The 25,644-nt window shown below is 45.0% G+C and carries 28 protein-coding genes; 15 read left to right on the top strand and 13 right to left on the bottom strand.

Annotated elements, in window-relative coordinates; translation table 11 throughout:
- The first annotated feature begins 350 nt into the window (after positions 1-350).
- From ACR65F_RS04000 to ACR65F_RS03990, 3 genes are all read left to right on the top strand, one after another.
- Complete coding sequence (locus ACR65F_RS04000; protein ID WP_440503362.1) at positions 351-983, top strand: YczE/YyaS/YitT family protein; 633 nt, start codon at positions 351-353, stop codon at positions 981-983.
- An 86-nt stretch (positions 984-1,069) separates the two neighbouring features.
- Positions 1,070-2,143 carry a hypothetical protein gene (locus ACR65F_RS03995; RefSeq protein WP_440503361.1) on the top strand — a complete coding sequence of 358 codons (1,074 nt, stop codon included), beginning with the start codon at positions 1,070-1,072 and terminating at the stop codon, positions 2,141-2,143.
- Positions 2,144-2,215: 72 nt separating this feature from the next.
- The gene (locus ACR65F_RS03990) at positions 2,216-3,406 is read left to right on the top strand and encodes a glycine C-acetyltransferase (protein ID WP_025785528.1); all 1,191 of its coding nucleotides are present in this window, start codon (positions 2,216-2,218) and stop codon (positions 3,404-3,406) included.
- Positions 3,407-3,488: 82 nt separating this feature from the next.
- Here the strand turns inward: ACR65F_RS03990 and ACR65F_RS03985 are convergent, their stop codons facing one another.
- Positions 3,489-3,659, bottom strand: coding sequence for a hypothetical protein (locus tag ACR65F_RS03985; protein WP_440503360.1), 171 nt, complete (start codon positions 3,657-3,659; stop codon positions 3,489-3,491).
- Between the two features lie 11 nt (positions 3,660-3,670).
- A complete protein-coding gene (locus ACR65F_RS03980; protein WP_440503359.1) occupies positions 3,671-4,339 on the bottom strand; it encodes a hypothetical protein in 669 nt (222 codons plus the stop codon).
- Positions 4,340-4,527: 188 nt separating this feature from the next.
- On the opposite strand from ACR65F_RS03980, the gene ACR65F_RS03975 reads away from it, so the two are divergent.
- On the top strand, positions 4,528-5,472 hold the full coding sequence (locus ACR65F_RS03975; RefSeq protein WP_440503358.1) for an L-threonine 3-dehydrogenase: 945 nt from the start codon (positions 4,528-4,530) through the stop codon (positions 5,470-5,472).
- 594 nt (positions 5,473-6,066) lie between these two features.
- Here the strand turns inward: ACR65F_RS03975 and ACR65F_RS03970 are convergent.
- The 5 genes from ACR65F_RS03970 to ACR65F_RS03950 form a co-directional block, all read right to left on the bottom strand.
- Positions 6,067-7,422, bottom strand: a complete 1,356-nt coding sequence (locus ACR65F_RS03970; protein ID WP_039042726.1) for a YjiH family protein — start codon at positions 7,420-7,422, stop codon at positions 6,067-6,069.
- Positions 7,423-7,594: 172 nt separating this feature from the next.
- Complete coding sequence (gene bshB2, locus ACR65F_RS03965) at positions 7,595-8,260, bottom strand: bacillithiol biosynthesis deacetylase BshB2 (RefSeq protein ID WP_025785532.1); 666 nt, start codon at positions 8,258-8,260, stop codon at positions 7,595-7,597.
- A gap of 20 nt (positions 8,261-8,280) precedes the next feature.
- The gene (locus ACR65F_RS03960) at positions 8,281-8,631 is read right to left on the bottom strand and encodes a YojF family protein (protein ID WP_039042727.1); all 351 of its coding nucleotides are present in this window, start codon (positions 8,629-8,631) and stop codon (positions 8,281-8,283) included.
- A 128-nt stretch (positions 8,632-8,759) separates the two neighbouring features.
- Positions 8,760-9,593, bottom strand: coding sequence for a bifunctional hydroxymethylpyrimidine kinase/phosphomethylpyrimidine kinase (gene thiD, locus ACR65F_RS03955; RefSeq protein WP_039042728.1), 834 nt, complete (start codon positions 9,591-9,593; stop codon positions 8,760-8,762).
- A gap of 73 nt (positions 9,594-9,666) precedes the next feature.
- A complete protein-coding gene (locus tag ACR65F_RS03950) occupies positions 9,667-9,915 on the bottom strand; it encodes a hypothetical protein (protein ID WP_440503357.1) in 249 nt (82 codons plus the stop codon).
- A 150-nt stretch (positions 9,916-10,065) separates the two neighbouring features.
- Between ACR65F_RS03950 and ACR65F_RS03945 the strand changes: the two genes are divergently transcribed.
- The 4 genes from ACR65F_RS03945 (at position 10,066) to ACR65F_RS03930 (ending at position 12,476) form a co-directional block, all read left to right on the top strand.
- Positions 10,066-10,848: a DUF4230 domain-containing protein gene (locus ACR65F_RS03945; protein WP_440503356.1), complete on the top strand. Its 783-nt coding sequence runs from the start codon at positions 10,066-10,068 to the stop codon at positions 10,846-10,848.
- Between the two features lie 5 nt (positions 10,849-10,853).
- Entirely contained in the window at positions 10,854-11,531 is a 678-nt protein-coding gene (locus tag ACR65F_RS03940) for a uracil-DNA glycosylase (protein WP_440503355.1), read from the top strand.
- 213 nt (positions 11,532-11,744) lie between these two features.
- Positions 11,745-12,065, top strand: coding sequence for a YwdI family protein (locus ACR65F_RS03935; RefSeq protein ID WP_440503354.1), 321 nt, complete (start codon positions 11,745-11,747; stop codon positions 12,063-12,065).
- Positions 12,066-12,095: 30 nt separating this feature from the next.
- Positions 12,096-12,476 carry a DUF423 domain-containing protein gene (locus ACR65F_RS03930; RefSeq protein WP_125102574.1) on the top strand — a complete coding sequence of 127 codons (381 nt, stop codon included), beginning with the start codon at positions 12,096-12,098 and terminating at the stop codon, positions 12,474-12,476.
- A gap of 54 nt (positions 12,477-12,530) precedes the next feature.
- Here the strand turns inward: ACR65F_RS03930 and gerQ are convergent, their stop codons facing one another.
- Together gerQ and ACR65F_RS03920 are read right to left on the bottom strand one after the other, a co-directional pair.
- Complete coding sequence (gene gerQ / locus ACR65F_RS03925) at positions 12,531-12,911, bottom strand: spore coat protein GerQ (protein WP_039042734.1); 381 nt, start codon at positions 12,909-12,911, stop codon at positions 12,531-12,533.
- A gap of 18 nt (positions 12,912-12,929) precedes the next feature.
- Entirely contained in the window at positions 12,930-13,349 is a 420-nt protein-coding gene (locus ACR65F_RS03920; RefSeq protein WP_039042735.1) for a cell wall hydrolase, read from the bottom strand.
- A gap of 625 nt (positions 13,350-13,974) precedes the next feature.
- Here ACR65F_RS03920 and ACR65F_RS03915 point away from each other — a divergent pair.
- On the top strand, positions 13,975-14,928 hold the full coding sequence (locus ACR65F_RS03915; RefSeq protein WP_440503353.1) for a nuclease-related domain-containing protein: 954 nt from the start codon (positions 13,975-13,977) through the stop codon (positions 14,926-14,928).
- A 450-nt stretch (positions 14,929-15,378) separates the two neighbouring features.
- Here the strand turns inward: ACR65F_RS03915 and hemQ are convergent, their stop codons facing one another.
- Entirely contained in the window at positions 15,379-16,131 is a 753-nt protein-coding gene (gene hemQ / locus ACR65F_RS03910) for a hydrogen peroxide-dependent heme synthase (RefSeq protein ID WP_039044500.1), read from the bottom strand.
- A gap of 218 nt (positions 16,132-16,349) precedes the next feature.
- Between hemQ and lipL the strand changes: the two genes are divergently transcribed.
- Positions 16,350-17,192, top strand: a complete 843-nt coding sequence (gene lipL, locus ACR65F_RS03905; RefSeq protein ID WP_440503352.1) for an octanoyl-[GcvH]:protein N-octanoyltransferase — start codon at positions 16,350-16,352, stop codon at positions 17,190-17,192.
- A 28-nt stretch (positions 17,193-17,220) separates the two neighbouring features.
- On the opposite strand, the gene ACR65F_RS03900 is transcribed toward lipL, so the two are convergent.
- Complete coding sequence (locus ACR65F_RS03900; protein ID WP_039044501.1) at positions 17,221-17,853, bottom strand: RsfA family transcriptional regulator; 633 nt, start codon at positions 17,851-17,853, stop codon at positions 17,221-17,223.
- Between the two features lie 173 nt (positions 17,854-18,026).
- On the opposite strand from ACR65F_RS03900, the gene ACR65F_RS03895 reads away from it, so the two are divergent.
- Both ACR65F_RS03895 and ACR65F_RS03890 read left to right on the top strand, forming a co-directional pair.
- Positions 18,027-19,325 (top strand): HD domain-containing protein, encoded by a 1,299-nt coding sequence (locus ACR65F_RS03895; protein WP_440503351.1) that lies wholly within the window; start codon positions 18,027-18,029, stop codon positions 19,323-19,325.
- A 15-nt stretch (positions 19,326-19,340) separates the two neighbouring features.
- On the top strand, positions 19,341-19,847 hold the full coding sequence (locus ACR65F_RS03890; RefSeq protein ID WP_440503350.1) for a YwgA family protein: 507 nt from the start codon (positions 19,341-19,343) through the stop codon (positions 19,845-19,847).
- 58 nt (positions 19,848-19,905) lie between these two features.
- Here the strand turns inward: ACR65F_RS03890 and thmT are convergent, their stop codons facing one another.
- Positions 19,906-20,091, bottom strand: coding sequence for a 2-hydroxymuconate tautomerase (gene thmT / locus ACR65F_RS03885; RefSeq protein ID WP_025785549.1), 186 nt, complete (start codon positions 20,089-20,091; stop codon positions 19,906-19,908).
- 68 nt (positions 20,092-20,159) lie between these two features.
- On the opposite strand from thmT, the gene ACR65F_RS03880 reads away from it, so the two are divergent.
- A complete protein-coding gene (locus tag ACR65F_RS03880) occupies positions 20,160-20,690 on the top strand; it encodes a YwhD family protein (RefSeq protein ID WP_039044504.1) in 531 nt (176 codons plus the stop codon).
- Positions 20,691-21,168: 478 nt separating this feature from the next.
- On the opposite strand, the gene ACR65F_RS03875 is transcribed toward ACR65F_RS03880, so the two are convergent.
- Entirely contained in the window at positions 21,169-23,226 is a 2,058-nt protein-coding gene (locus ACR65F_RS03875) for a transglycosylase domain-containing protein (protein ID WP_440503349.1), read from the bottom strand.
- 163 nt (positions 23,227-23,389) lie between these two features.
- Between ACR65F_RS03875 and ACR65F_RS03870 the strand changes: the two genes are divergently transcribed.
- Together ACR65F_RS03870 and argS are read left to right on the top strand one after the other, a co-directional pair.
- Complete coding sequence (locus ACR65F_RS03870) at positions 23,390-23,827, top strand: YwiB family protein (RefSeq protein WP_039044506.1); 438 nt, start codon at positions 23,390-23,392, stop codon at positions 23,825-23,827.
- Complete coding sequence (gene argS / locus ACR65F_RS03865) at positions 23,824-25,491, top strand: arginine--tRNA ligase (protein WP_440503348.1); 1,668 nt, start codon at positions 23,824-23,826, stop codon at positions 25,489-25,491. Before ACR65F_RS03870 ends, argS begins: the two co-directional genes overlap by 4 nt.
- Positions 25,492-25,644: the final 153 nt, after the last annotated feature.

Raw genomic sequence — 25,644 nt, 5'->3', positions numbered from 1 at the left:
TGAAAAGTGATCATAACTCAGAGAAAGTGCTCATAAAGCGTGAAAAGTGATCATAACTCAGAGAAAGTGCTCATAAAGCGTGAAAAGTGATCATAACCCTGAGAAAGTGCTCATAAACCAAGAAAAATGATCATAACTCAGAGAAAGTGCTCATAAAGGATAAAAAGTGATCATAACTCAGAGAAAGTGCTCATAAACCACAAAAACTGATCATAACCCCAGATATCCACCCATAAACATCGCCACAAGCTCGAAAATCCCTCATCCACAAGCTTGTTTTACATGCTACAATTGACTATAGAGAATACGCCGCTAGGTCCATTCAGCGGCTTGCGGAAAGAAGAATGTGTATGATGACGTTAAAAAAATGGAGATGGACTTTTTTCATCGTGGGACAAATGTTCCTCTCATTAGGGATTGCGATGACCATCAAAGGACAACTGCTAGGCATTGGGCCGTGGGATGTCCTACATGTAGGTCTTTATCAAAATATCGGGTTGTCCATTGGGACTTGGAGCATCATCACAGGATTGCTCATCGTCCTCATTACAGCGGCCTCGCAAAAAAAATGGCCGAAATACGGTACTTGGCTCAATATGCTTTTGCTCGGTACTTTCATTGATCTGTTCAACTGGCTATTGCCTGACGTGACGTCAATTGCAGCGCAAGTCGTGTTTTTCGTAACAGGCGTTGTCATCATGTCGTACGGTATCGGGCTTTACGTATCTCCAAATATGGGGGCAGGTCCACGAGACAGCCTAATGTTGCTGATTGTGCACAAATTCAATATTAGTGTAAAAATTGTACGGACCTCTATTGAAGTTATTGTCGCCCTGCTCGGATGGGCACTCGGAGGACCAGTTGGCATTGGAACGGTGCTCATTGCATTACTGATTGGACAATTCGTCCATTACGCGATGCCACAATGTCAGCGACTTTTACTGAAAGTAGCTAAACAAGAAAATAGTCAAGTTCTACTATAAAGAAGAGCACAGTCATCCATGGCTGTGCTTTTTTTCGTGGTCATTTCATAAGATATTCTGAAGAGCATCTGAAAGGGAGTGTCACGATGAACGGAAAGTTAACAGAATCAATGGGAACAGCCTATACAGGAGGAGGACTGTCTCATAAGTACGAGCACCTAATCCAACAAGCTACGACGACGGTGTTCATTAAATCACCACCTACATTTGCGCTATCTAGTATATTGAATGAGCTCGCAGTCTATTATGTAAAAAGAGGATACGATGTTGACCGATTCAGGAGCCCCTTGCATGTCGAGAAAACAGACGGGATTTATGTGAAAGGACCAGAACTTTTTTACATCGCGGCCTCTTATCCGGTTCCACTTGAACCCACAGACCTTGGCGGAAAACACCGCGTTGTAAGCTTTTATGATGTCTATGATGAAACCAAATTACGCGCAAACAATCCTCAAATTGCTGGGCATCTTGAAGAGGCGGCCACTTATTTGGAAAAAGCTCTCGCTGCACTAACTGAAGCGAAAGCCATCCATGATGAATGGGAAAACGTCAACATCCGTCGTATGGATTGGCAAGCGCACGAGGCTAAAATTCAGTCGCTTGCAAGCGAATTATTTGGCACATTGGATTTACGAAAAGATTCCGCAGTTTCACACCGCATTATCGGATCGTTGTCATCAAAAGGAGCGCATGACTTCCTCCCATCTATCACCAAATCTCTAAAGCGAAGAATTTTAATCAAAGCCCTTCCCGGAACGGGCAAGTCCACTATGATGAAAGCACTTGGAGAGGAAGCGGAAAAAAGGGGTATTGATGTTTTATATGGCTGGTGTGGGTTAGATACAGGAAGTATTGACCTGGTCCAGTTCCCTGAGCTGTCCGTTTGCCTATTCGACGCAACAGAGCCCCATGTGTATGAGGCAGAACGAGAGGGCGATGAAATTTTGGACCTCGTCGCGATGTGTGCCCCTAGTGAAAAAGCAGAGCAGGAGATTGATGAAATCCGTCCGCGCTACAAAGAAACAATTGCAAATGCGGCAGGGTATATGCAGTCCTATGCGCGGCTGACAAGTCTTATCGATGCAGGAATGGACAGTGCGCTTGATCAGAAAGCATTCCATGGAAAAGCGGAAATGCTGACAGAACTCCTCGCCCCATAACACACTTCGGTTATGGGGAAAGGCACAAATATGCTACACTAAGAGCATCATGTGTCTGAAAGGAAGATTAGTTTGTCTAACATATTAAACGCATTTCTAGACGAGAACTTGCAAGAACTTCGAGATCAGGGACTCTACAACGAAATTGAACCAGTGGAAGGTCCGAATGGTCCAATCATTAAAATCAAAGGCAACGACCTCATTAACTTATCATCGAATAACTACTTAGGTCTTGCGACAGACGAGGACTTGAAAAAACTTAATATTGCAGCTGTGAATAAATACGGTGTCGGTGCGGGAGCCGTGCGTACCATCAACGGTACGCTCGATATCCACATCGAACTTGAGAAAAAGCTTGCTGAGTTCAAAGGAACGGAAGCTGCAATTTCCTTCCAATCTGGATTCAACTGCAACATGGCGGCGATTTCTGCAGTCATGAACAAAAACGATGCGATTTTATCGGATGAATTAAACCACGCATCGATTATCGACGGTTGCCGTCTATCGGGCGCTAAAATTATCCGTGTGAAGCACCAAGACATGGATGATCTACGTGCGAAAGCAAAAGAAGCGACAGAGTCCGGTTTATACGGAAAAGTCATGTACATTACAGATGGCGTCTTCTCGATGGATGGAGATATCGCAAACCTTCCAGGAGCTGTTGAAGTTGCGAAAGAATTCGACCTCATCACATACGTAGATGATGCGCACGGATCAGGCGTAACTGGCAAAGGGAAAGGAACTGTGAAGCATTTCGGGCTTGAAAAAGAGATCGACATGCAGATGGGAACTCTTTCAAAAGCAGTCGGCGTTGTGGGCGGTTATGTAGCCGGAACACAAAAACTAATAGACTGGTTGAAAGTTCGTTCACGTCCATTCTTATTCTCGACAGCAGTACCACCAGGCGACGTGGCAGCAATTATGGGGGCGCTTGATAAAATCAGTGCATCCACTGAACTTCACGACAAGCTGTGGGAAAACGGAGACTATTTGAAAGCGGGCTTGAAAAAACTCGGCTTCAATATCGGGAACTCCGAAACGCCGATCACACCTTGTATCATTGGAGAAGAAAAACTAACACAGCAATTCTCAAAACGTCTTGCTGAAGAAGGCGTCTATGCAAAATCGATCGTATTCCCGACTGTACCAAAAGGGACAGGCCGTGTACGTAACATGCCAACTGCTGCCCACACGAAAGAGATGCTCGACGACGCACTTAAGATTTATGAAAAAGTCGGTAAAGAGCTCGGTGTTATCCAATAAAATAAATGTGAGTTCGCACTGTGCGATCTTATTTAAAAACTAAAAAGCAGTCTGGAAAGGATTTTATCCTTCCAGACTGCTTTTATTTCGTTGGAGTTTTTACAGGTCGGGTAACTTCTTCATGATATACAGTGGTCAATTCTCCGTTTGCAAGTTCGATGTCATATTTGGTGCGATCATCTGAACGTACAATCACAATCAGTCCTTTGCAACCGTCATGTAGCTCTACATCAGTCTCTTCTTCGTAAAACACGGCCATCTCTCCTATTGGATAATGGGAGATACTTGGTCTTGACGGTGGAACAGAGACACCAATACATAATGCTGAACTCCGCGGGCATGGGAAGTTGAGAGCTCCACTTCTTTGCGATAGGCAGTTTGGTCTCCAGACTGTTTGGCGATGCTAGCTTGAAGAGCATGTTTCATCCATTGCTTTTTGATGGCAGTTTGTAGAGCTTGAGCACTTTCTATATTTCCTTCCATCAACAAGGCATTTGCCGTGTAGTAGTTCACATAATCCGCTGTTGGTAAGTGAATGGATAGACGGTGCAATGCCTCTACATCTTGTTGCCAAACAGCAAGATTCGCTGCGTAAACTGCTTGAACTTTAGGTTGTTTGTGAGTTTGTAGTATGGTTTCGATTGTTTCTATGATCGTTTCGTCCGTTTCATGGGCAATAGCATAGGCATAAGCGAAAAGGGTATTTGAACGATTCCTCGTCAAAAACTTATCGATTTTGTCCATATCCTTCGTTACATAAATGATATAAATCGGCCATCCGAGTGTAATCGACATATATACAACTATTACAATAGCGAACACGGCCCAAAAAGGAATATTTGCAAATAGTAGCACCACGGTAAGGAGAACTCCACCGCCAAATAATAAAAGCCAACGGGCAACTCCTTGGATAAGAAATGGATTATCTTTCAAGCTATACACCCTCCAGTTACCAACATTATACCATACAATTCCGACAACTGATGGAAACGTTATTCAATGAATTGTATTTTCCAGCAGAACAGTTTATAATCAGTTTCAGTTATTGAAACTGGATATTTTATTTGATAAACACGAACTGTCCTCTCCAAAAAGACAAACATTCATAGGGGGAATACACGATGAAAAAAATTATGGTGACCGGAGCACTCGGTCAAATCGGTTCAGAGCTGATTACCAAATTGCGAGCGGAATATGGTGTCGACAATGTGTTGGCAACAGACATTCGCGAGCCGCAAACAGAAATGAATGGACCTTTCGCAATTCTTGACGTAACTGAGGGTGAAAAAATGACCCGAATTGCAAAAGAATTCGGAGCAGACACGCTCATGCACATGGCGGCATTGCTTTCCGCAAAAGCGGAAGAGAACCCGATGCTCGCTTGGAACCTGAACATGGGAGGACTAGTGAATGCGCTGGAGACAGCACGTGAATTGGATCTTCAGTTCTTCACACCAAGCTCGATCGGCTCATTTGGACCATCGACTCCAAAAGAAAACACACCACAAGATACATTCCAACGCCCTACAACGATGTATGGAGTGAACAAAGTGTCTGGTGAATTGCTTTGTGATTATTATTATCAAAAGTTCGGCGTCGATACACGTGGTGTTCGATTCCCTGGACTCATTTCATACGTTGCGCAACCAGGTGGCGGCACAACTGATTATGCAGTAGATATTTTCTATAAAGCGGTAGAAGAAGGCAAGTATACGTCATTCATCGCGGAAGGTACGTACATGGATATGATGTATATGCCAGATGCGTTGCAAGCGATTGTGGACTTAATGGAAACCGATGCAGCTAACTTGAAACATCGTAACGCTTTCAACGTAACTGCGATGAGCTTCGAGCCATCCGAGCTGGCAGCAGCTATCCAAAAGCACATCCCAACGTTTGAAATTAGTTATGATGTCGATCCGGTTCGCCAATCAATCGCAGATAGCTGGCCAAACTCTCTTGATACATCTGTAGCAGAATCTGAGTGGGGCTTCAAATCTACTTATGACCTCGATGCGATGGTAGTAGATATGCTAGAAAAGATTCGTGAAAAAGTGAATGCTTGATAAAATGAACCCGCTCGTACCGTTAAATACTGGTGCGAGCGGGTTTTTGCGTGGGAGATAGGGTGCATATGCTCATAAACAAGGGAAAGAGCTCATAAAGCGTGAAAAGTGATCATAAACCTGGGAAAGTGCTCATAAAGCATGAAAAGTGATCATAAACCTGGGAAAGTGCTCATAAATCATGAAAAGTGATCATAAACCTGGAATAGAGCTCATAAAGCGTGAAAAGTGATCATAAACTTGGGAAAGTGCTCATAAAGCGTGAAAAGTGATCATAAACAAGGGAAAGTGCTCATAAAGCATGAAAAGTGATCATAAACCTGGAAAAGTGCTCATAAAGCGTGAAAAGTGATCATAACCTTGGGAAAGAGCTCATAAAGCATGAAAAGTGATCATAAACGTGGGAAAGTGCTCACAAAGCGTGAAAAGTGATCATAAGCCTGGGAAAGTGCTCATACTCTCAGCCACCACACGCCCGCGGAAGCGAAACCCTATTCACTCATCATCTAATCTCGCGACCAACCAAGCACTCCCTAAAACAAAAAATCACCCCTATGCAACTAACTAGCTGCATAGGGGTGATTTTAATTTCTATTAAAATAACAAGTGGGCAACGCCCGCCACGATTGGTAGCGCGATGATCGTACGAAGTAAGAAAATCACAATCAAATCCCAGATGTTGACGGGAATCTTAGTTCCTAGAATCAAACCACCGACTTCAGACAAGTAGATTAGCTGAACGACAGAGACGGTCGCCACTGTGAAAAGAGTAATCGGATCAGAAATCATACCGTCTGCAAGAAGAGCAGGCAAGAACATATCTGTAATCCCGACAACCATAAGTGAACCGGCTTCAGCTGCTTCAGGAATATGAAGCAGATTTAAATATGGAACAAATGGCTTCCCAAGAATCGTAAATAGACTTGTATACTCTGCAAGCATCGTTGCAATCGTACCGAATGCCATAACGATTGGTGCTACGCCAATCCACATATCAAGTACGTTTCGGAATCCGTCGCCAACAATTTTACCTGGCGAACGGTTTTTATCCGCAGTTGCGAGCGCGTTTTCAATTCCGTGAGAGAATACATTATACCCCTCTGGTAGACTTTCCTCAGTTCCAGTCTGCGGAGAGCCATCGATGAACTCATCAGGTTTCTTCGAAAGAGGATAGATTCTTGGCATAATGAGACCGAGGACAAGACCCACCACTGCAACCGTTGCATAAAACGGAACGAAGTAGTTTTCAAGACCAACAGTCTTAATGATAACAAGAGAGAATGTAATCGAAACGATCGAGAACGTCGTTGCAATAACGGCTGCTTCCCGTTTCGTATAATGTCCATCTTCGTATTGTTTACTCGTCAACAAGACACCGATTGTCCCGTCTCCAACCCAAGACGTCAGTGCATCAATGGAGGATCGGCCAGGAAGCTTGAATAACGGACGCATGATTTTCACCATCATCGTTCCGAAAAACTCGAGCAATCCAAAATTTAATAATAATGGCAAGAACAAACCTGCGAATAGGAAAATGGTGTATAAGAACGAAACGAGTCCATCAGGTGATAGTAACATTCCGCCCGTATTTTCACTCCAGATCGCTTCAGGTCCGAGTTTGTAAGTCACCATTACAGCGAAAACAGCACCAACTACGCGCGTCAATGTCCAGAACGGTGTCACTTTGAACAACGTTTGGGCGAAAGTCGGCTTGGCACCTTCGTCTTTTTGGACAAACAAGAAGATCACAGAACCAACTGCTGAAACAATAATGAGGACCATCGCGGCAAACGGCATAGCAGGTTCCACAAGACCAGAGAGTTTGTCAGCTAGAAAAGCAATCGGAACTTTCCAGCCATCACCGATTTTCAGTGGGATCATAAACAGAATGACCCCGATGATAGATGGTACTAAAAACAATAACCAGTTGGATAAAGACGCTTTTTTCATGGATGAGCTCCTTCGCAATTAGTAATGCATACTATGTATATTTATTCATGATAATGAATGAATACCGAAAAGTAAACTAGAAATTTTCTCCAAAGCTCTATATGTATACCCGGATTCACTAGCTGGAAAACTAGTGAACCGAGAACTACCGCATTGAAAGCGGTTTCCTTACTTAAAAGGTGTATGTGTAGAAATGTTCTGTCTTTAACCATCTTAACGCATCAGCATCTTCCGCGTCCAGACGTTTTTGCATATCTTCCATCATCCAAACAGTTTGAGATGCATGAGCATTCATCGCTCCGAGCTTTTTCTCTGTCACTCCAGACACATCGTGGTGTACGTCTGGATGTCCGATAACTTCTACTGTTTTATTGTCGAATGCAATCGTATACAACTTAGGACGCTCGGATTCTGACATTCTACGGATCGCTTCAACAACTGCGCGTCCTGTAGCATCATGATCAGGGTGTACAGACAATCCTGGATAGAACGAGATGATCAGTGAAGGATTTAATTCTTCTATCAAGTCTGCAACGAGCTTCACCATTTTCTCATCGTCCTCAAACTCTACAGTCTTGTCGCGAAGGCCCATCATACGTAAATCCGTTAGTCCCATAGCGTCAGCCGATGCTTGGAGCTCTTTTTTACGGATCATTGGTAACGTTTCGCGGTTGGCAAATGGGGGATTTCCAAGATTTCGTCCCATTTCACCGAGTGTTAAACAAGCGTATGTCACAGGGACGCCCATTTCAATATAGGTTGCGATTGTACCCGAAACACCGAATGCTTCATCATCCGGGTGTGGGAAAATGACTAATACGTGACGTTCTTTTTCCATCTCTATTGGTCCTCCTTTTGTTAATACGTGAACGGAGTTTCGCTAATTTCGAGGGATACAGCCAATTTACCATCTGGTCCTAAACCCGCCATTAGCAGACGTCCGTGTTCGTCCAATTCATAGTGTGTAATTCCTTGCGCGTAAATCCACCCCGAAGGTAGTTTCAACCCGATCCGGTGAGGGGAGTCGCCCGCCACTTTTCCAAGTTCATAGTTCACGACGATATTGCGGATGAACGCACCCGCGTTAAAGAATCCTTCCTGAAAATGCGCAGCATAAGAGCCGTTTGTCGTCTCCAAATGAATGTAGACATCTTTGCCCGCAAAGGAATCGATCAAGCTCTGTAGCTGATCTCGTTGTACAAGTTCCACATGTCTTCCTCCTCTGGCTTCTTTTTTACTCTGCCTTCAATTATATCCGGTAAGCGAAGCAATTGCGATTATGCAGTTTCAGCAACAAAAAAGCACGGAAGGACAAGTCCCACCAGTGCTTGAAAAACTTAAACTTCAGTTGTCGTAATTTCAGGTCCACCATAACGGTTTTTAGCTCCGTGCATGACAGGTCCTACATACTCGTTCAATTTCCAGCCGTTAGCGATTGCAGCAGCAACGAACGCTTTTGCTTCAATTACTGCATCTTTAATATCTTGTCCGTTTGCTAAGTTTGCTGTAATTGCAGCGGCAAACGTACAGCCTGCGCCGTGGTTATAGTGAGTATCCGTTTTTTCGGATTCCAATAAAAGATGGGTTTTCCCGTCATAGAACAAGTCTGCTGCTTTATCGTGCTGCAGCTGCTTGCCGCCTTTGATGACGACATTGCGTGCGCCGAGAGAATGAATCTTCTCAGCAGTCGCTTTCATCTGCTCGATTGTGCTAGGAGTTTTCATACCTGCAAGCTGTCCAGCTTCGAACAAGTTTGGCGTTACGATTTCAGCACGTGGAAGTAAGTATTCAATCATTGCGTCGACAGTTCCAGGGTTCAGCACTTCGTCTTCCCCCTTACAAACCATAACAGGGTCAATCACGACGTGTGATAGCTCGGATTCAGCAATTGCTTCTCCTGCAGTTTGAATGACTTCTTCTGTACTTAACATGCCTGTTTTAATGGCATCGATGCCAGTGGAAAGGGCTGTTTTGATTTGCGATTTGATCACATCGATTGGAAGGGAGTAGACATTGTGACTCCAATGCTTGTCCGGATCCATTGTGACGACAACTGTCAATGCAGTCATGCCATATGTACCAAGTTCTTGGAAAGTTTTAAGGTCTGCCTGTATGCCGGCGCCGCCGGAAGTATCTGATCCTGCAATTGTCAAAGTCTTTTTCAACGTCATTATAGAGGACTCCTTTACGAATAGGGTATACTTAAGTGTACTCAATCAGAAAAGCAAATACAAATTGTGCGAATTATGCACGTGCCAGCTTGAGAAGGATGAATCCAAGGCCGCCTCCTGCGACTAAACAGATTGCACTTCCTATATAATGGTCTCCTTGTGCGAGACCGATTGTTAGCGCAATGAGAAACAACATAGCGATGCCGAAGATGCCGTAAAAGAAAAGCATTCCTGCACTTTTTGAGGACTCAGTATACGATTCTCCATCTTTTGCGGCTTCTGCAATACGCTTCACTTTTTCACGAATCGGAACGTTGGACAAGGCAATCCCTCCTTCGCGCCATCATACCACGACGGAATACTTGTCTGCACGGGAACTTTCCTGCAAACTGTACGTACCGATTAAGGCTGTTTTTTATCAACTATAAAGAAAGACCAATAGCTAGAATCGCTGTTGCAAAGGGGGACTGACATGAAGAACGATAACAACTCGAATGACGAGCGGAAACTGGAAGAAATCGAGAAGTTACTGAGAGAGTTAAAAGCGTCGGACAAAGAAAGTGCAGTTACGATGGAAGAAGCTTTCGCACGACCGAAAAAGAAACGAAGAAGTCTATGGCACATTCTTACGCTATTCTTCTCGCTATGGCGCAAATCGTTTCTCATTATGGCACTAATCGCGATCCTGCTCATTGCTTCACTACCGTTTATCGCTTTCTATTTATTGAAGCAAGGAAGCACATACACCGAACAAAAAACAAGTTTCCTAGAGCAAATCCAAGACTTGAACGAAATGGCAACTGCGGAAGCCTATACAAAAGTCATCATTGAACGCCAAGATAACCAGCTGTTCGGACAAAGTATCGGACTCAATCTGCCTGGTACGAAACGCCAACTGCTTGTTGTGATCCCAGGCGCTATCAAGGCCGGTGTGGATTTATCAACAGTGAGCAAGAAAGACATGGATATTAATGAGGCCGATAAAACTGCAACACTCACGTTGCCAAAACCTGAATTCCTTGGAGGAGCTGAAATTTTCTTCGACCAAGTTGAAGTGTACTCGTTTGAAGGAGTATTCAGAGAGAAAGCCGACATCACAGAAGCGTATGAACTTGCTGAAGAAGCGAAGAAGTTGATTCGCGAAGAAAGCGCTGGACAAGGCGTGTTGGAAACTGCTGAGAAAAATGCGGAACAGACGCTTCACGAGATGTTTTCACTTGCAGGCTATGACGTGACGATCCAGTTTGAGGAGTGAATGAGTTGAAACCACAATTTGAAAGTCAGTGGGATGCAGTGCTCCAAGAAGCATTTGAAGCCCAGTCCTATGCACAGTTGCGTGATTTTTTGAAGAAAGAATATGCAGAGCAAAACGTCTATCCTGAAATGGATAATATATGGAACGCATTCGGATACACCCCATTTGAATCGGTGAAAGTAGTCATTTTGGGACAAGACCCTTACCACGGAGTCGGACAAGCACATGGCTTAAGTTTTTCGGTGCAACCCGGCGTCAAAATACCCCCAAGTTTGCGTAACATATTTAAAGAGCTTGCGAGCGACATCGGCTGTTCCGTTCCTGAATCGGGCTCGTTGCTAGGATGGGCGGAGCAAGGCGTGCTTTTGATGAATACCGTTTTGACTGTACGCGCGGGAGAAGCGCATTCTCATCGTAAGCAAGGATGGGAGACGTTCACGGATGAAGTGATCCGGAAGCTGTCTGACCGCGACGAACCGATTGTGTTTATACTCTGGGGGCGTCCAGCACAAGAGAAGAAGCGACTGATCGATTTGACAAAGCATGTTACCATTGAGTCAGTGCATCCAAGTCCGCTCAGTGCGAATCGAGGATTCTTCGGGTCGCGTCCGTTTTCGAAAACGAACGAACAACTCGCTTCCTGGGGAGAAACCGAGATTGATTGGTGCAAGACAGAGCAGTAATAATTGAGTTGAATGCTAAGGAAGGGAGGCGGCCGTTGTTATGGCTGTGAATTGTTTTCAATGCTGTCATTTCTACGTCACGTGGGACCCGAAGCATCCCCGTGGTTGCAAAGCGTATGGGTTTAAAACGCGCGAGTTGCCTTCTGCAGTTGTTCTGCGTTCCTCAGGGATGGAATGCATGAAGTTTGAACCGAAGAAAGGAAGCGGTGGCGCATGATTTCAACAAACCGTGTTCTAGAAGAATTACAACGACAACTGACATATGCGAAAACGACGTCTGATGAAGCGGCGATGCGCGAATCGATTGCAGCGATGCAGTCGCTATGCGGTTTGATACTTGGAGAGAAGACAGCGCAGTTGCCATCATCTGAAGGTGAGTTGAAGTTTTTGTCTGGAAGTAATGCAGGTGCAGGTGCTTCTCCAACTGGAATGGAGCCCATTAAAAAGACAATCTCCGCTCCAGTGCAATCTAGTCTTGAGGGAAAAGTTTTAGTAGAAGAAGATGCAAATGGCGGTTCGCTGTTTGATTTTTGATGTAAATTACTCGGAAAGAGGGAATACAACATGCCATTTTTCATTATCGCAGGTGCAGTAAACGGTGCTATTGCAGTTGCTCTCGGAGCTTTTGGCGCGCACGCCTTAGCTGACAGATTATCTGCACATTATTTGGATGTTTGGGAGAAAGCGGTTCACTATCAAATGTTTCATGCGATCGCTTTACTCGCAATCGGAATTTTGATGAGCCCTGCACTTTTCGGATCATCTACCGCATTATCGTGGGCAGGGTATCTCCTGTTAGCTGGAATTATCATTTTCTCCGGTAGCCTGTATGTACTGAGCTTGTCGGGAATCGGCATCCTCGGTGCCATTACACCAATAGGTGGCGTTGCATTCATCGCCGGTTGGATTATGCTTATTGTAGCAGCCTCAAAGTTTGGCAATTAATGAAATGAAAACACCTGCACCCTCTCGAATTGAGGGAATGCAGGTGTTTTTTTGTCATGGTCGCTGAGGGAAGTAATTGAGCTCTTCGTTGAATTCCGCATAATCGAAGTAAATCATCGGGAAGAGGAATCGTTTGCCAGTACTTTGTTCACTTAAAATCACATGGTCACGACCAGCTGCCTCGACCATCCCCGTGACTGCTTTTACGTTCGTACCAGCCTCCGTAGCATTTTCAAATGAAAAGTGGAATGTTCCGACCTTGCCACGGTTTAATCGTAAAATATTCTCGATGTATGATTCTTCGCGAAATGCGCCCGCTGGCGGACGTCCGCTCGGAATGGTGACTTGCGGCGGTACGTTTTGTTGCTGTTGCGGTTGTTGTGGATATTGATATTGCGGTTGCTGATAGTTAGGTGTCCATTGATATTGAACCAAATCATCATCCTTTCAAAGTTAAACTCTTGGGCAATCTTGTGCGGTTGGCGAGAAGAAACAGTGTGATTTGTATCGGCCCGTATTGTATTGTCCGTACCATTGTTCTGGGCAATCTCCTGCGGGCATGAAAAACCAGAGAGACCGTTCTGCAGGCGAGAACCGTTCTCCATTGACCGCACGCCGTGCCAATTTGCGATCTACCTCACGGGCGCGTTGATAAAAGTAACCTTTCGTCGTTGCCTCAAAGCCACCGGGTCGCTGGAATACCATATCCTCCAGGTCGCGAATATCTGTGAAGTCCAGGCAGTCCGCAAGAACCCGGTTTACACCAACATTACCGACCATGAGCATCCCGAGCTGGCCTTCGCCTTCGGCTTCCGCTCGCATCAAGCGCGCCAGCAAATCGATATGCTTATCCGTCGTCTTAATCACCGCCACACGATAACCCCCTCACAGGTATCCTATGAACGGAGTGACGGAAACATACCAAGCATTACGAAGTACTCGTAATTTGTTGAGGCATTAATAAAGTGTGGAGAGTGGTCATAAAGCGTGGGAAGTGATCATAAACTCTGGAAAGTGCTCATAAAGCGTAAGAAGTGATCATAAACTCTGGAAAGTGCTCATAAAGCGTAAGAAGTGATCATAAACTCTGGAAAGTGCTCATAAAGTGTGGGAAGTGATCATAAAACCTGGAAAGTGCTCATAAAGCGTGAGAAGTGATCATAAAACCTGGAAAGTGCTCATAAAGCGTGAGAAGTGATCATAAACTCTGCAAAATTGCTCATAAGTCACTAGAAATCCTCAAAAAAATCATCCATATCTCAGAAATGAACCCTATTCCATAAGACATTACTAAAAATAAGCGAAGCGCCAACCAATCAAGCCCTTACAATGGTTCAAGCGCTACACTTTGGAAGAAGGAGTGCTTTTAAGTGAAGAAATGGGCCACTAAACTTCAAGTTTAACCCTCAAGAATAGCGCAAAATGCTAACTTGGCAAAAGCTATTCCAATCAGTCTGGGAAAAAGCTACACTCAATGAAATAGAAAGGAAGGGTGTCCATGCTCTATAAACAACGAACAAAACCGAAGCAGTTAGAAGGACTGCAATCACTCGCAAGCAGATTATCTTCCACACACGAAAAGTACCGATTTATCCAGGATGAATTATACAAAGTACGTGCCGGATATGGAGGTGAGCAAGAATACGACCGCTGCATGAAAGAAGTCCATACTGATTTTCCCCATGCGATCTTGCATGACCTCAGTCTTCAGCAAAATGGTGTGCAATTTCAAATTGATTCTTTATTTATTGCACCCGATAGAATTATTATTACTGAAGTCAAAAATATTGCAGATAAAATCATAGTCAAAGCGAATCCTACTCAATTTCTAAAAGAGTCGCAAACCGGTGCTCGTGCTGTATTTAGAAATCCAATTTCAGAAGTCGAGCGCAAAATTCATTTTTTGAACAATTGGCTTAGCGCATTTGACATTCATCTACCAGTAACTGGCCTCATCACGTTTGCGCACAACAACGAAATCCTCATCGAAGAGCAACCAACTATGCCGATCCTACCGAATTACGAAGCGCCTGCTTTTTTTAGAGAATTACCTCTCGAGTCTTCCATACTATCCAAGCAAGATATCCAAAAAGTTGCGGACATATTCCTAAAACATCACCAAGATTATGATCCATTCCCGCTAACTTCGAGGTATGGAATTCATCCTACTGAATTGAATAATGGGGTTCTTTGCTGTAATTGTCCGAATGAACAAGTCGTCGTGCGTGAAGGTGACGTATGGAGCTGTCCACTGTGTAGTCATAAGAGTAGGGTACCTTATGAACAGGCAATCGAAGAGTACTTCATGCTTGTTGGAAAGTCGCTGACGAACCGGGAGTTTTGTGGATTCACAGGTTTGACATGCCGCCATACAGCAAAACGGCTACTGTCCAGCCCGCTACTTCAAAAAGTCGGTACTCGTAAAGCAACCACTTATACACTTGCCAAGTAAAACCAAGATTGATTGGCTGCGCTTCGCCTTGCGAAGCGTTTTTTTGTTGGATTTTCGATGTATTTGTGAATTTGTACGAATAAAACTATGTGTATTCCGTGGTTGGCGGATAGAGAGCTAGAGGAGAGCTCATAAATCGCGAAAAGTGATCATAACTTCTGGAAAGTGCTCATAAATTGCAAAAAGTATTATAACCCTTGGAAAGTGCTCATAAAACACGAAAAGTGATCATAAGCCCTGGAAAGCGCTCATAAAACGCGAAAAGTGATCATAACTTCTGGAAAGTGCTCATAAATTGCAAAAAGTGATCATAACCCTTGGAAAGTGCTCATAAATCGCGAAAAGTGATCATAAGCCCTGGAATCTACTCATAAACCCCAGAAAACTCCCCATAACCACAAAAAAACGCCCTGGGGATTCCCCCAAGGGCGGCTCACATTCAAATCTACCTCACACCACGAAGAAATCGGCGCGTGTGTCATCCTGTAAAATTGTTCCTACGAAGAACTCGCCGAACTCGCTGTAGCGCGCGCTCACTTCGTCAAAACGCATTTCATAGATTAATTTCTTGAACTGAAGCACGTCGTCCGCGAATAGTGTAACGCCCCACTCGTGGTCGTCGAAACCGACAGAACCGGAGATGATTTGCTTCACTTTGCCAGCGTAGCTGCGGCCAATCAAGCCATGGCTGCGCATCATTTCTTTGCGGATATCCATATCAAGCATGTACCAGTTGACGTCGCCTTCGCGCTTCTTGTCCATTGGGTAGAAGCAGACGTATTGGCTGCGTGGAAGTTCAGGATACAAACGTCCGCGAACGTATGGGTTCTGGTATGGATCTTCATCAGAATCCCCACCAGCTAAGTAGTTAGAGAGTTCCACTACGGATACGTACGAATACGCAGGAAGAGTGAAGTCTGCGATCGTGAGTTTATTGAATTCCGCTTCAAGCTGTTGTAATTCGTCCATCGTTGGGCGCAACGTCATGAGCATGAAATCGGCTTTTTGACCGACGATTGTATAAAATGCATGGCTGCCTGTTTTGTTTTCATCCGCTACGTTCAGCTTGTCTAGAAATGCGACGAACTCGTCAACCGCATGCTGGCGCTCTTCTTTGGAAATAAGTTTCCAAGAGGTCCAGTCCATAGTACGGAAGTCGTGTAATACATACCAGCCATCCAGCGTTTGTGCTGCTTCAATCATGAAAAATCGAACTCCTTTAAATTGAGATTCGTACGGGTGGACGGAGAAAAACCCCCGAGGCAGCCGTTCTTTTCTCAGTGTACCATAACGGACAACTTCAATTCAGCCAAGAAACCGGATGTCACGAATTCGACACCACACAGCGAGTGGAAGAGGAATGAATTGTGGTGTAGACTGAGGATAATCAAACTAAAACATTCACAAACAGGAGTCTACTTATGACAGCAATTGAATCATATTTGTCCATCCCGACATGGCGTTATATAGATGAATCCCTAACGGCTAAAAGTCGATCTGCATTAGAATCGTTCGCAGCAGACGATACACTTTGCCAGCTAGTCGGACAACTACAAAGTGCACCAACCGTCCGTACATGGGTGCATGATCATACAATTGTTCTCGGCGTTCAGGATCATCGTCTCCCACATCTAGAACGTGCATTACCGGCCATCCATGAAGCAGGATATAAAACAATCGTCCGAAATTCAGGAGGACTTGCGGTCGTCCTCGATAGTGGAGTGCTCAACATTTCCATAGTATTATCTGAACAGAACGGTTCAATCGATATCTCGGTCGGCTACGACGTCATGCTGGAATTTATCCGCATGCTGTTCCCGGAAACAGGTGACAGGATCGAGGCCTATGAAATCGTAGGATCGTATTGTCCTGGAAGTTATGATCTTAGCATCGATGGTAAGAAGTTCGCTGGAATCTCCCAGCGTCGATTACGACAAGGCGTCGCCGTCCAAGTCTATCTATGTATCGAAGGCAGCGGTAGCGAGCGGGCAGCAATCGTGAAAGAGTTGTATGAAACTGGACTAGGTGGAGAGATTACGAAATTTGCCTACCCTGTGATTCAACCGGAAACAATGGCATCGTTATCCGAATTACTCGACCAGCCGCTCACTGTCCAAGATGTCAACTTGCGAATTCAACACCAGTTGAACGTGCTTGCAGAAAACGTCCAGTCTGGCGGTTTCCGCGATGAGGAAATGGAACTCTATACGTATTACTTGAATCGCGTCGTCGAACGGAACGCCAAAATGATCGCTCGAAGTTAACGAATTCATAAAAAAAGAACCGCCTATTTTAATGAATAGGGGGTTCTTTAGAGATTAAATTTCCGTTTTGCTCCATTTTGAAAGCGGGAGCGGTATGCTCGCCTTCTTCGTTCAATGTAACGAGACGACGCGCTCGGTTCATAATTTCAACAAATTGCTCATAGTCATCGCGAATGGATTTATTGTCTTTTTTCAGACGCTCCACCATGTTTTCAAGCTCAGCAACGCGGGTCTGAGCAGTTTTTGCAGTTTGCTGCCAACGCAGCGCATCATTATTAATACCACCTGAGTGATGCATGCGAATTAGGAATGCAATCACTGTATCCATGGAAAGTGCAGAAAGGGGAACAGATACCGCGCGTTGTTCTTCTTCATTCGTTTGAACCGAGTAAAGAGGTGTCGCACGACGTTTGAAGTCTGTACCAAGGACTCGCAATGCTTGCTTCCGTTCTTTCTTCGCTTGTGACAATTCTTTCTCATAGTCTTGTCTTACAACAGCGTTCCAACGAAATCCACATGCCGCTGCAGTTCGGTTCAATGCATCCCCGACTTCTTCAAATGCACTTAGTTGCGTGCTGCCTTCTCGTACGTGACGTAATACTGTCTCTGCTAATAACGTGTCATTTTCTTCCAACCATGCGTCTTGTCTAATTTTTACCATCTCCAATGCCTCCCATAATTCGTTCTCTCTTTCTACTGACAGCATGGACAGCACGCGAGAATTTTATACAGAACAAAAGATTGATACTTTCATCTTTTTTCGAATGTGCCTTTTGCAGCTGTCGAACTTGCTGATTTTTGGTATACTGGATAAACGTTGAACGGAGGTGCGATATGTCGTACGAGCATGAGAAACTGGCAGAAGAAAAGGTGTTCAAAGACCCGGTACACCGCTATATTCACGTGAGAGATCGCGTCATTTGGGATGTCATAGGCACCCGGGAATTTCAGCGACTGCGCAGAATTCGGCAGCTTGGCACAACGTATCTCGTCTTTCACGGAGCGGAGCATAGTCGATTCCAACACTCGCTCGGCGTCTATGAAATTGTCCGTCGCATCATTGATAGCGGCTTCGGAGGACGTCCTGAGTGGAATGAGGATGAACGCCTGGTCGCACTGTGCGCAGCACTCCTGCATGACCTCGGTCATGGACCGTTTTCACATGCGTTCGAGAAAGTATTCGATTTGGACCACGAGAAGTTTACACAAGCGATTTTGTTAGGGGATACGGAAGTGAACGCAGTGTTAAGTCGCGTCAGTCCTGAGTTCCCGCAACGTGTAGCTGATGTCGTCGGTAAAACGTACAAGGACAAGCTTGTCATCAGTTTGATATCCAGCCAAATCGACGCAGACCGTATGGATTACTTGCAGCGGGATGCCTATTACACAGGCGTTCAATATGGACATTTCGATATGGAGCGAATTTTGCGCGTTATGCGTCCTGCAGAAGAACAAGTCGTCATCAAGTCAAGCGGCATGCACGCTGTCGAAGATTACATCATGAGTCGCTACCAAATGTACTGGCAAGTCTATTTCCATCCCGTTTCCCGTAGTGCAGAAGTGATTCTCATCAAGATTTTGCACCGCGCAAAAGCGCTATATAAAGATGGCTATCAGTTCCTACAAGACCCTGTACCATTCCGGTCTTTTTTCGATAAAACCATTACAATCGAAGATTATATCTCGTTGGACGAAGGAGTCTTATTTACATATTTCCAGCTTTGGATGAAAGAACAAGACCCAATTCTATCTGACTTATGCCGTCGATTCATTAATCGAAAGCTATTTCAATATGCCGAGTTCGATCCTGCGAAAGAATATCGCAAAATCGGTCAACTCGATTCATTATTCAAAGAAGCGGGCATTGATCCCGAATATTATTTAGTTACGGACTCTTCTTCCGATTTACCATATGATTTTTATCGCCCAGGAGAAGAAAACGAACGCGTTCCGATCTACTTACAACTGCCAAATGGGGAGTTGAGCGAACTGTCACGGTCATCCGATATCGTCGATGCCATTTCCGGCAAAAGGCGAACGGACCACAAAATCTATTTCCCTGAAGACATACTTGAAGCAGGACAAGAGGACAATCCTCTATATAAAGAAATTTTACAGCTAGTAAGAGGCTAGAAAGGAGCGAGCGCAATGCTTGCGGAACACGCGAAAATCGTTCAGATGATTTCCCTGGCGGATGAAGTCAATGGAAGAAAGAAACTACAGAAGATGGTCTACATATTGAAAAAGATGGAGTTTTCCTTCGTAGAGAAATACGAATTGCACATGTACGGCCCCTATTCAGAGGAGCTGACGTTGCGCGTCGAAGAGTTGTGTGAGATGGGCTTTTTGGATGAAACATGCACAGACAAAGGGTCATACGTCCAATACACATACCAAGTAACCGAAGACGGACTTAAGTTTTCAGAAACGGGGGACGCTCCAAAGCAATCACTTGCGCCATGCATCAGCAAGTTGAATGACCAGAGTTCACGCTTCTTGGAACTCGTCTCTACGTTGCTTTATTTCGATCACTTAGAGCGTACCGAGCAAATCGAAAAGGTCCGTATCGTCAAGAACAAATTGAATTTCTCAGATGAGGAAATGGATGCTGCATTTGCATTTATCGCAGAAATGTCAGCCTGTGCTGTCGCATAATTCATTCCACAAAAAAAACCGGATGCGCAAGGGGATTCCTTGCTACGTCCGGCTTTTCTTATTGGTCGCTCAATCGTTTTCCACCAACGGCATAATGATTTTTTGGCATTTCTTCGATGAACACCACAATGTTTTCCCGTGGTGCATTGGCAGTTTCCATGACCGCTTCCGTCACTTTTTCCACCATCGCACGCTTTTGTTCTTCCGTGCGACCTTCCAACATCTTTACAGTTACATACGGCATACAATTTCCACCTTTCCATTAATTTCGGTATAGTAGATATACTACCAGATAGAAAGGGGTTTGCGGAAATGGCAGACGAACAAAAACCGAAACAAAAGTTAGGGTTCACCATTATAAAGAACGACCCAACAGATGGCCACAAAGGATTCGGCATCGGATCGCTATCGTTGGAAAACATCACACCTGTCATGGTTGACACAGAAGAAGAGCTCGCTTCCATCGAAATAGGCGCAATGCATGCGAAGAGCGACATCGAGCGGGGTATCAAGTTCACAACAAATCGAGAAGACTCTGAAGGCGGCAAGCTCTACTGGCTCGTCTGGGTCACAATCGATTTTAATGAAAAGGGACCGTATTATGCGGGAGTTACGTCTTGTGAAATGATTGTCAACCGCGCAAAACGTCGTGGCTACAAGTTGCTCGCTGATCACGTGAATTTGATGGATAAATCCATGAAGCGCCGCATTATCGTCGATAACATGGATGAAAAGTCGAAAAAAATTCTAGCGGACTTCCTTAAAGAGCACAATGAAGACATGTGGAGCAACAGTGAACCAAAACTTCACATCGATCTCAGTGAATCGTCTCCTCATTTATGAAATAGGTAGAAAAATCACTGAAAGTCGACAATAGGTAGTTGAATGTCACGACAAAACGAAGTAAACTAAGGTTAGCTTGCAATTGTGAGCTAGGACACTCGGGTTCGCCCGACAAAAAAGCTTCCCGCCCGTTAGACCCAACAGGCAGGAAGCTTTTTTTGTTGTGTTGTGCCAATTTCAGCATGTGCTACAGGTGAAGTGCTCCATTCATTCGGATGACCGCTATAATCAAAGACGAATCTGATCAATTGAGCTCAAGTTTGATCAAGCAAGAGCAGAATCCGCTCAAGAGGGCTCGAATGTGATCAAGCAAGAGCAGAATCCGCTCAAGCGAGCCTGAATGTGATCAAGCAAGAGCCGAACCCGCTCAAGCAAGCTCGAATGTGATCAAGCAAGAGCCGAATCCGCTCAAGCGAGCCTGAATGTGATCAAGCAAGAGTAGAATCCGCTCAAGCAAGCGCATCATTAGACCCCAACATCACTCAAAAAATGAAAATGGGAACAACTCGAACTCCTTCTCTTTCTTCGAACCAGTCATCCGTGACTCACGCAACGTTTTATCCGTACAGAGTTGCTTCGGAACGTCCTTCTCTTTCATATAAACAAGCCGCTGCTTGCTGCACCCTTCAACCGCCAATCCACCTGTTTCGATATCTACAGTCACGCCTTTCACGCCCTTTGGCGGAAGAAAAGGCTCAGACATCAATCCTTCATGAGCACCTTCCATAAATTCAATCCAAATCTGCTTCGACACAGATTTATCGATTGCATTTTCCAACTGTTTCCCGACGTCGTAGCCTGTCCATATGCCCGCCGTCAGCGTTGGTGAATAACCAATCAAATATTGATCGGAAATCGTCGTTCCTGACTTAGCGGCATAAGGACGAGATTGCTTCGCCCGCATTGAAATCCCAGTAGATGTCAAATAATCATTGAATACAGGGTCAAACATGCCGGTCAATAAATGCGTCAACACAAAAGCGTTCTGCTCTGTCATCGCTCGCTTTTTTGTTTGTTCAGGATGCTCGTATACAAGTTTTCCGCGAGAATCTTCAATGGATAAAATCATCACGGGTTCCACTTTCTTTCCGCCAGAGGCGACTCGGTTATACGCACTCGTCATTTCAAAAAGCGTTACAGAGGACGTCCCGAGCGCGACCGCAGGTGACTCCGGAAACTTCACATTGATTCCTAGGTTTTCCGCCATTGCATTGTACTTTTTGTATCCAACCTCTTCCAGCGTTTTCACAGCGTAAATGTTGTCAGACACTGCGACGGCCTGCGCAAGCGAAATCGGGTGGTCCCCGAATTTACCGTTCACGTTGCTCGGTTCATATGAAGAACGACCACCGTCATACGTGAAAATTGTCTGCTCTGTCGAGATATACGTAAGGGGATTAAACCCGTCCTCCAAAGCCGCCGCATACAATATGGGCTTCATGGCAGAACCGGGCTGCCGCTTTGCCTGGGTCACCCGGTTAAATGGGCTATCAGCAAAACTCCTACCACCAACCATTGCCGTCACTTCACCCGTCTCGGGTTTCATCGAAACGAATCCGAGCTGTAACTCATTCTCAGGCATTCTGTTCGCAATAACATCTTCAGCGGTCTTTTGATGCTTCAAGTCAAGCGTAGTCTTAATGGTCCAACCACCTTCAGCAGGGTACCGTCCTTTGTCGGTCAAGATTTTTTCAGCCTCTTGCCATACCTCATTCAAAAAGTAGGGAGCGACATCTTTAGAACTTGACCAATCTTCTGCTTTTAGCGCTAGGTTCTGATCCGCCGCGCGATCTTTTTGCTCAGAGGATATGAACCCTTGTTCTTCCATTAGTCGCAAAACAATTTTTCTTCGATTTGTAGACTTTTCCAAATTTGCGACTGGGGAATAAATCGAAGGACCTTTCGGAATCGCTGCAATCGTGGCGGCTTCTTCCAACGTCAGTTCGCTCGCTGATTTAGCAAAGAAATACCGACTTGCCGCTTCAACACCATACATTCCATGTCCGAAATACACGGTATTCAAATAGCCTTCTAAAATCTTTTCTTTATCGTAAAATAACTCCATCCGGTACGCGTAGAGTGCTTCATTAGCTTTACGGGTCCATGACTTTTCATTGGATAGATACAAATTTCGCGCATACTGTTGGGTAATCGTACTCGCACCTTCTACTTTTCGACGAGCCTTCACGTCTTTCAGCACCGCGCCGCCAATCCGTTTGTAGTCAAATCCGTTATGCTTATAAAAGTTTTTATCCTCTACGGCGATGAACGCGTCAACAAGGGAAGGAGACATCTTGTCAATATCGACCCAGTATCGTCGTTCGCCTGAAAAACGATCACCGATTTCCTTATCATTACGGTCCATAAAAACAGATGCTTCAGGAACGCTTAACGAAGGTGCACCGGCAATTTGTGCGTACACTCTCAGGCAGACCAGCACTGTAAACAGTGCGGTTGCAGCAGTAATTGCGACCAGCCCGGCGAAACGGAACCGTGCTCTGCGCTTACTCTTTTTTACATAGTCCGTTCGCCGCATCTCATCCCAACCTCCTCGACACTCTTTTAAGGGTAGTATGCGAAAGGTCGGGGCAAATTAAACGGAAGACTTGGAAAAAACGCATCTCGTCAAGCAATGATTGAAAAAAGGACTGTTGGAAGGCTATAATAGAGAGATATATGAAATTAAAGGCGGTGAGCGGATGGGAACGCAAAATTCGGCTGTGCCGGTGAAGATTAAACTAAAGTCGGCAATCCAACATCCCGGACAGGAAACCGATAAGTACGAGCTCGAAATAGAAGGAACAATCGTTGAAAAAGCAGGCAACCGATACTTGCGCTATGAAGAAGAGCAGAATCGTGAACTCATAAAAACGATGATCAAGCTAGACCCAGAAGACGCACTCGTTATGCGGACAGGCGCCATCAGGATGAGACTACCATTTGAATTGAACGGCAAGCGTGTTGGGACATACGCCAATGGACCACTCGCGATGGACTTGCTCGTCGTAACAAAAGAACTTTCCATTAAGTCTGAACAAAAAGCAGGCAAATTCCATGTGCATTACGACATGCACTCTGAACAATCCTTACTCGGGAGTTACCAACTAACTATTCACTATGCGGAGGGAACACTATGAATGCAGTAGAACAGATCCAGCACGAAGTTAAGACCGCCTTGCACAACGCAGTTCTAGCGACAGGCTTAGTAGAAGAGACGGAAGTACCAGCCATCAAGCTGGAAACGCCAAAGAGCAAAGAAAACGGCGATTATGCAACGAACATTGCAATGCAGCTCACTAAATTAGCGAAAAAGCCTCCGCGTGCGGTTGCAGAAGCAATTCTTGAGAAACTGGATAAAACGGGTACATCCATCGAGTCAATCGACATTGCAGGTCCTGGATTCATGAACATCGTTTTGAAAAAGGATTACCTAGATGATGTTGTAAAAACAGTGATCGACCAATCGGCAGCATACGGTCGCAACGACTCGGGCAAAAATGAAAAAATCCAAGTCGAATTTGTATCAGCAAACCCAACAGGTGACCTGCACTTAGGACATGCTCGCGGTGCGTCACTCGGAGATTCCCTATGCAACATTCTCGACTTTGCAGGTTACGATGTTTCTCGCGAATACTACATTAACGATGCTGGTAAACAAGTAGAAAACTTGGCGTATTCATTAGAAGCACGTTACTTTGAAGAACTTGGACTCGAGAAAAAAATGCCAGAAGACGGTTATCAAGGTCCGGATATTATTCAAATTGCTAAGCAACTCGTCGAAGAAAACGGCGACAAGTTCGTTCACGTGTCCGAGGAAGAGCGCTATGCATTCTTCCGTGAATTCGGTTTGAAAATAGAGCTTGGCAAATTACAACAAGACTTAGCAGACTTCCGCGTGCCATTTGACGTCTGGTTCTCAGAGACATCCCTATACAAAGATGGCAAAATCGACGTAGCATTGAACAAGCTGCGCGAAAACGGTCACGTCTTTGAAGAAGAGGGCGCCACATGGTTCCGCTCGACTGAGTTTGGTGACGACAAAGACCGCGTACTCATTAAAAACGACGGCTCGTACACGTATTTGATGCCAGATATCGCCTACCACGAAGACAAATTGAATCGCGGATTCGATAAGCTCATCAACATATGGGGTGCAGACCACCACGGATACATTCCACGTATGAAAGCGGCAATTCAAGCACTTGGTTATGACCGCGAGACGTTAGAAGTGGAAGTTGCGCAAATGGTACAGCTCTATAAAGATGGTGAAAAGTTCAAGATGAGTAAACGTACTGGTAAAGCCGTTACACTTCGTGAACTCGTTGAATTGGTCGGTTTAGACGCAGCACGTTACTTCTTCGCAATGCGTTCAGGTGATGCACAAATGGACTTTGACTTGGATCTAGCCGTTTCTAAATCCAATGAAAATCCGGTGTATTACGCGCAATACGCACACGCTCGAATCTCTTCGATTTTACGTGCAGCTGAAGAAAAAGGTGTATCTGCATCTGTTGCCAACGTATCGTTGTTGAAAGCGGAAAAGGAAATCGATTTGATCAAAAAAATCGGGGACTTCCCACAACTCGTCAGCGACGCAGCGCGCCTCCGCGCACCGCACCGCATCACGACATATATTCAAGAACTCGCATCCACATTCCATAGTTTCTACAATGCGGAAAAAGTGTTGGATGATGAGAATCGTGAGCTATCTGAAGCACGCCTAGCGCTGATCACAGCAGCTCGCACAACGATTGCCAATGCCTTGAAACTCGTTGGCGTCGCAGCACCAGAACGTATGTAAATTTCTACTTCAAGCCCTCCAGTATACGTGGAGGGCTTTTTTGTGTGAACAAAAACAAGCGAAGCGCACCCGGATAATTCCTTAAACTAGGTTGAATTGTGTGCCGATGCCGATTAATTCGCTGATAATGCCGATTCCTCTAAGCCGGCAAGC

The organism is Sporosarcina sp. SAFN-010, from assembly GCF_059415065.1.
The sequence above is the reverse complement of the archived record's forward strand: the minus strand, read 5'-3'. Positions and strand labels throughout refer to the sequence as shown.

Coding starts and splice junctions, on each gene's coding strand:
- ACR65F_RS04000 (WP_440503362.1), top strand. CDS start 351: ATGATGACGTTAAAAAAATGGAGATGGACTTTTTTCATCGTGGGACAA.
- ACR65F_RS03995 (WP_440503361.1), top strand. CDS start 1,070: ATGAACGGAAAGTTAACAGAATCAATGGGAACAGCCTATACAGGAGGA.
- ACR65F_RS03975 (WP_440503358.1), top strand. CDS start 4,528: ATGAAAAAAATTATGGTGACCGGAGCACTCGGTCAAATCGGTTCAGAG.
- ACR65F_RS03970 (WP_039042726.1), bottom strand. CDS start 7,422: ATGAAAAAAGCGTCTTTATCCAACTGGTTATTGTTTTTAGTACCATCT.
- bshB2 (WP_025785532.1), bottom strand. CDS start 8,260: ATGGAAAAAGAACGTCACGTATTAGTCATTTTCCCACACCCGGATGAT.
- thiD (WP_039042728.1), bottom strand. CDS start 9,593: ATGACGTTGAAAAAGACTTTGACAATTGCAGGATCAGATACTTCCGGC.
- ACR65F_RS03945 (WP_440503356.1), top strand. CDS start 10,066: ATGAAGAACGATAACAACTCGAATGACGAGCGGAAACTGGAAGAAATC.
- ACR65F_RS03935 (WP_440503354.1), top strand. CDS start 11,745: ATGATTTCAACAAACCGTGTTCTAGAAGAATTACAACGACAACTGACA.
- ACR65F_RS03930 (WP_125102574.1), top strand. CDS start 12,096: ATGCCATTTTTCATTATCGCAGGTGCAGTAAACGGTGCTATTGCAGTT.
- ACR65F_RS03915 (WP_440503353.1), top strand. CDS start 13,975: ATGCTCTATAAACAACGAACAAAACCGAAGCAGTTAGAAGGACTGCAA.
- hemQ (WP_039044500.1), bottom strand. CDS start 16,131: ATGATTGAAGCAGCACAAACGCTGGATGGCTGGTATGTATTACACGAC.
- lipL (WP_440503352.1), top strand. CDS start 16,350: ATGACAGCAATTGAATCATATTTGTCCATCCCGACATGGCGTTATATA.
- ACR65F_RS03900 (WP_039044501.1), bottom strand. CDS start 17,853: ATGGTAAAAATTAGACAAGACGCATGGTTGGAAGAAAATGACACGTTA.
- ACR65F_RS03895 (WP_440503351.1), top strand. CDS start 18,027: ATGTCGTACGAGCATGAGAAACTGGCAGAAGAAAAGGTGTTCAAAGAC.
- ACR65F_RS03890 (WP_440503350.1), top strand. CDS start 19,341: ATGCTTGCGGAACACGCGAAAATCGTTCAGATGATTTCCCTGGCGGAT.
- thmT (WP_025785549.1), bottom strand. CDS start 20,091: ATGCCGTATGTAACTGTAAAGATGTTGGAAGGTCGCACGGAAGAACAA.
- ACR65F_RS03880 (WP_039044504.1), top strand. CDS start 20,160: ATGGCAGACGAACAAAAACCGAAACAAAAGTTAGGGTTCACCATTATA.
- ACR65F_RS03875 (WP_440503349.1), bottom strand. CDS start 23,226: ATGCGGCGAACGGACTATGTAAAAAAGAGTAAGCGCAGAGCACGGTTC.
- ACR65F_RS03870 (WP_039044506.1), top strand. CDS start 23,390: ATGGGAACGCAAAATTCGGCTGTGCCGGTGAAGATTAAACTAAAGTCG.
- argS (WP_440503348.1), top strand. CDS start 23,824: ATGAATGCAGTAGAACAGATCCAGCACGAAGTTAAGACCGCCTTGCAC.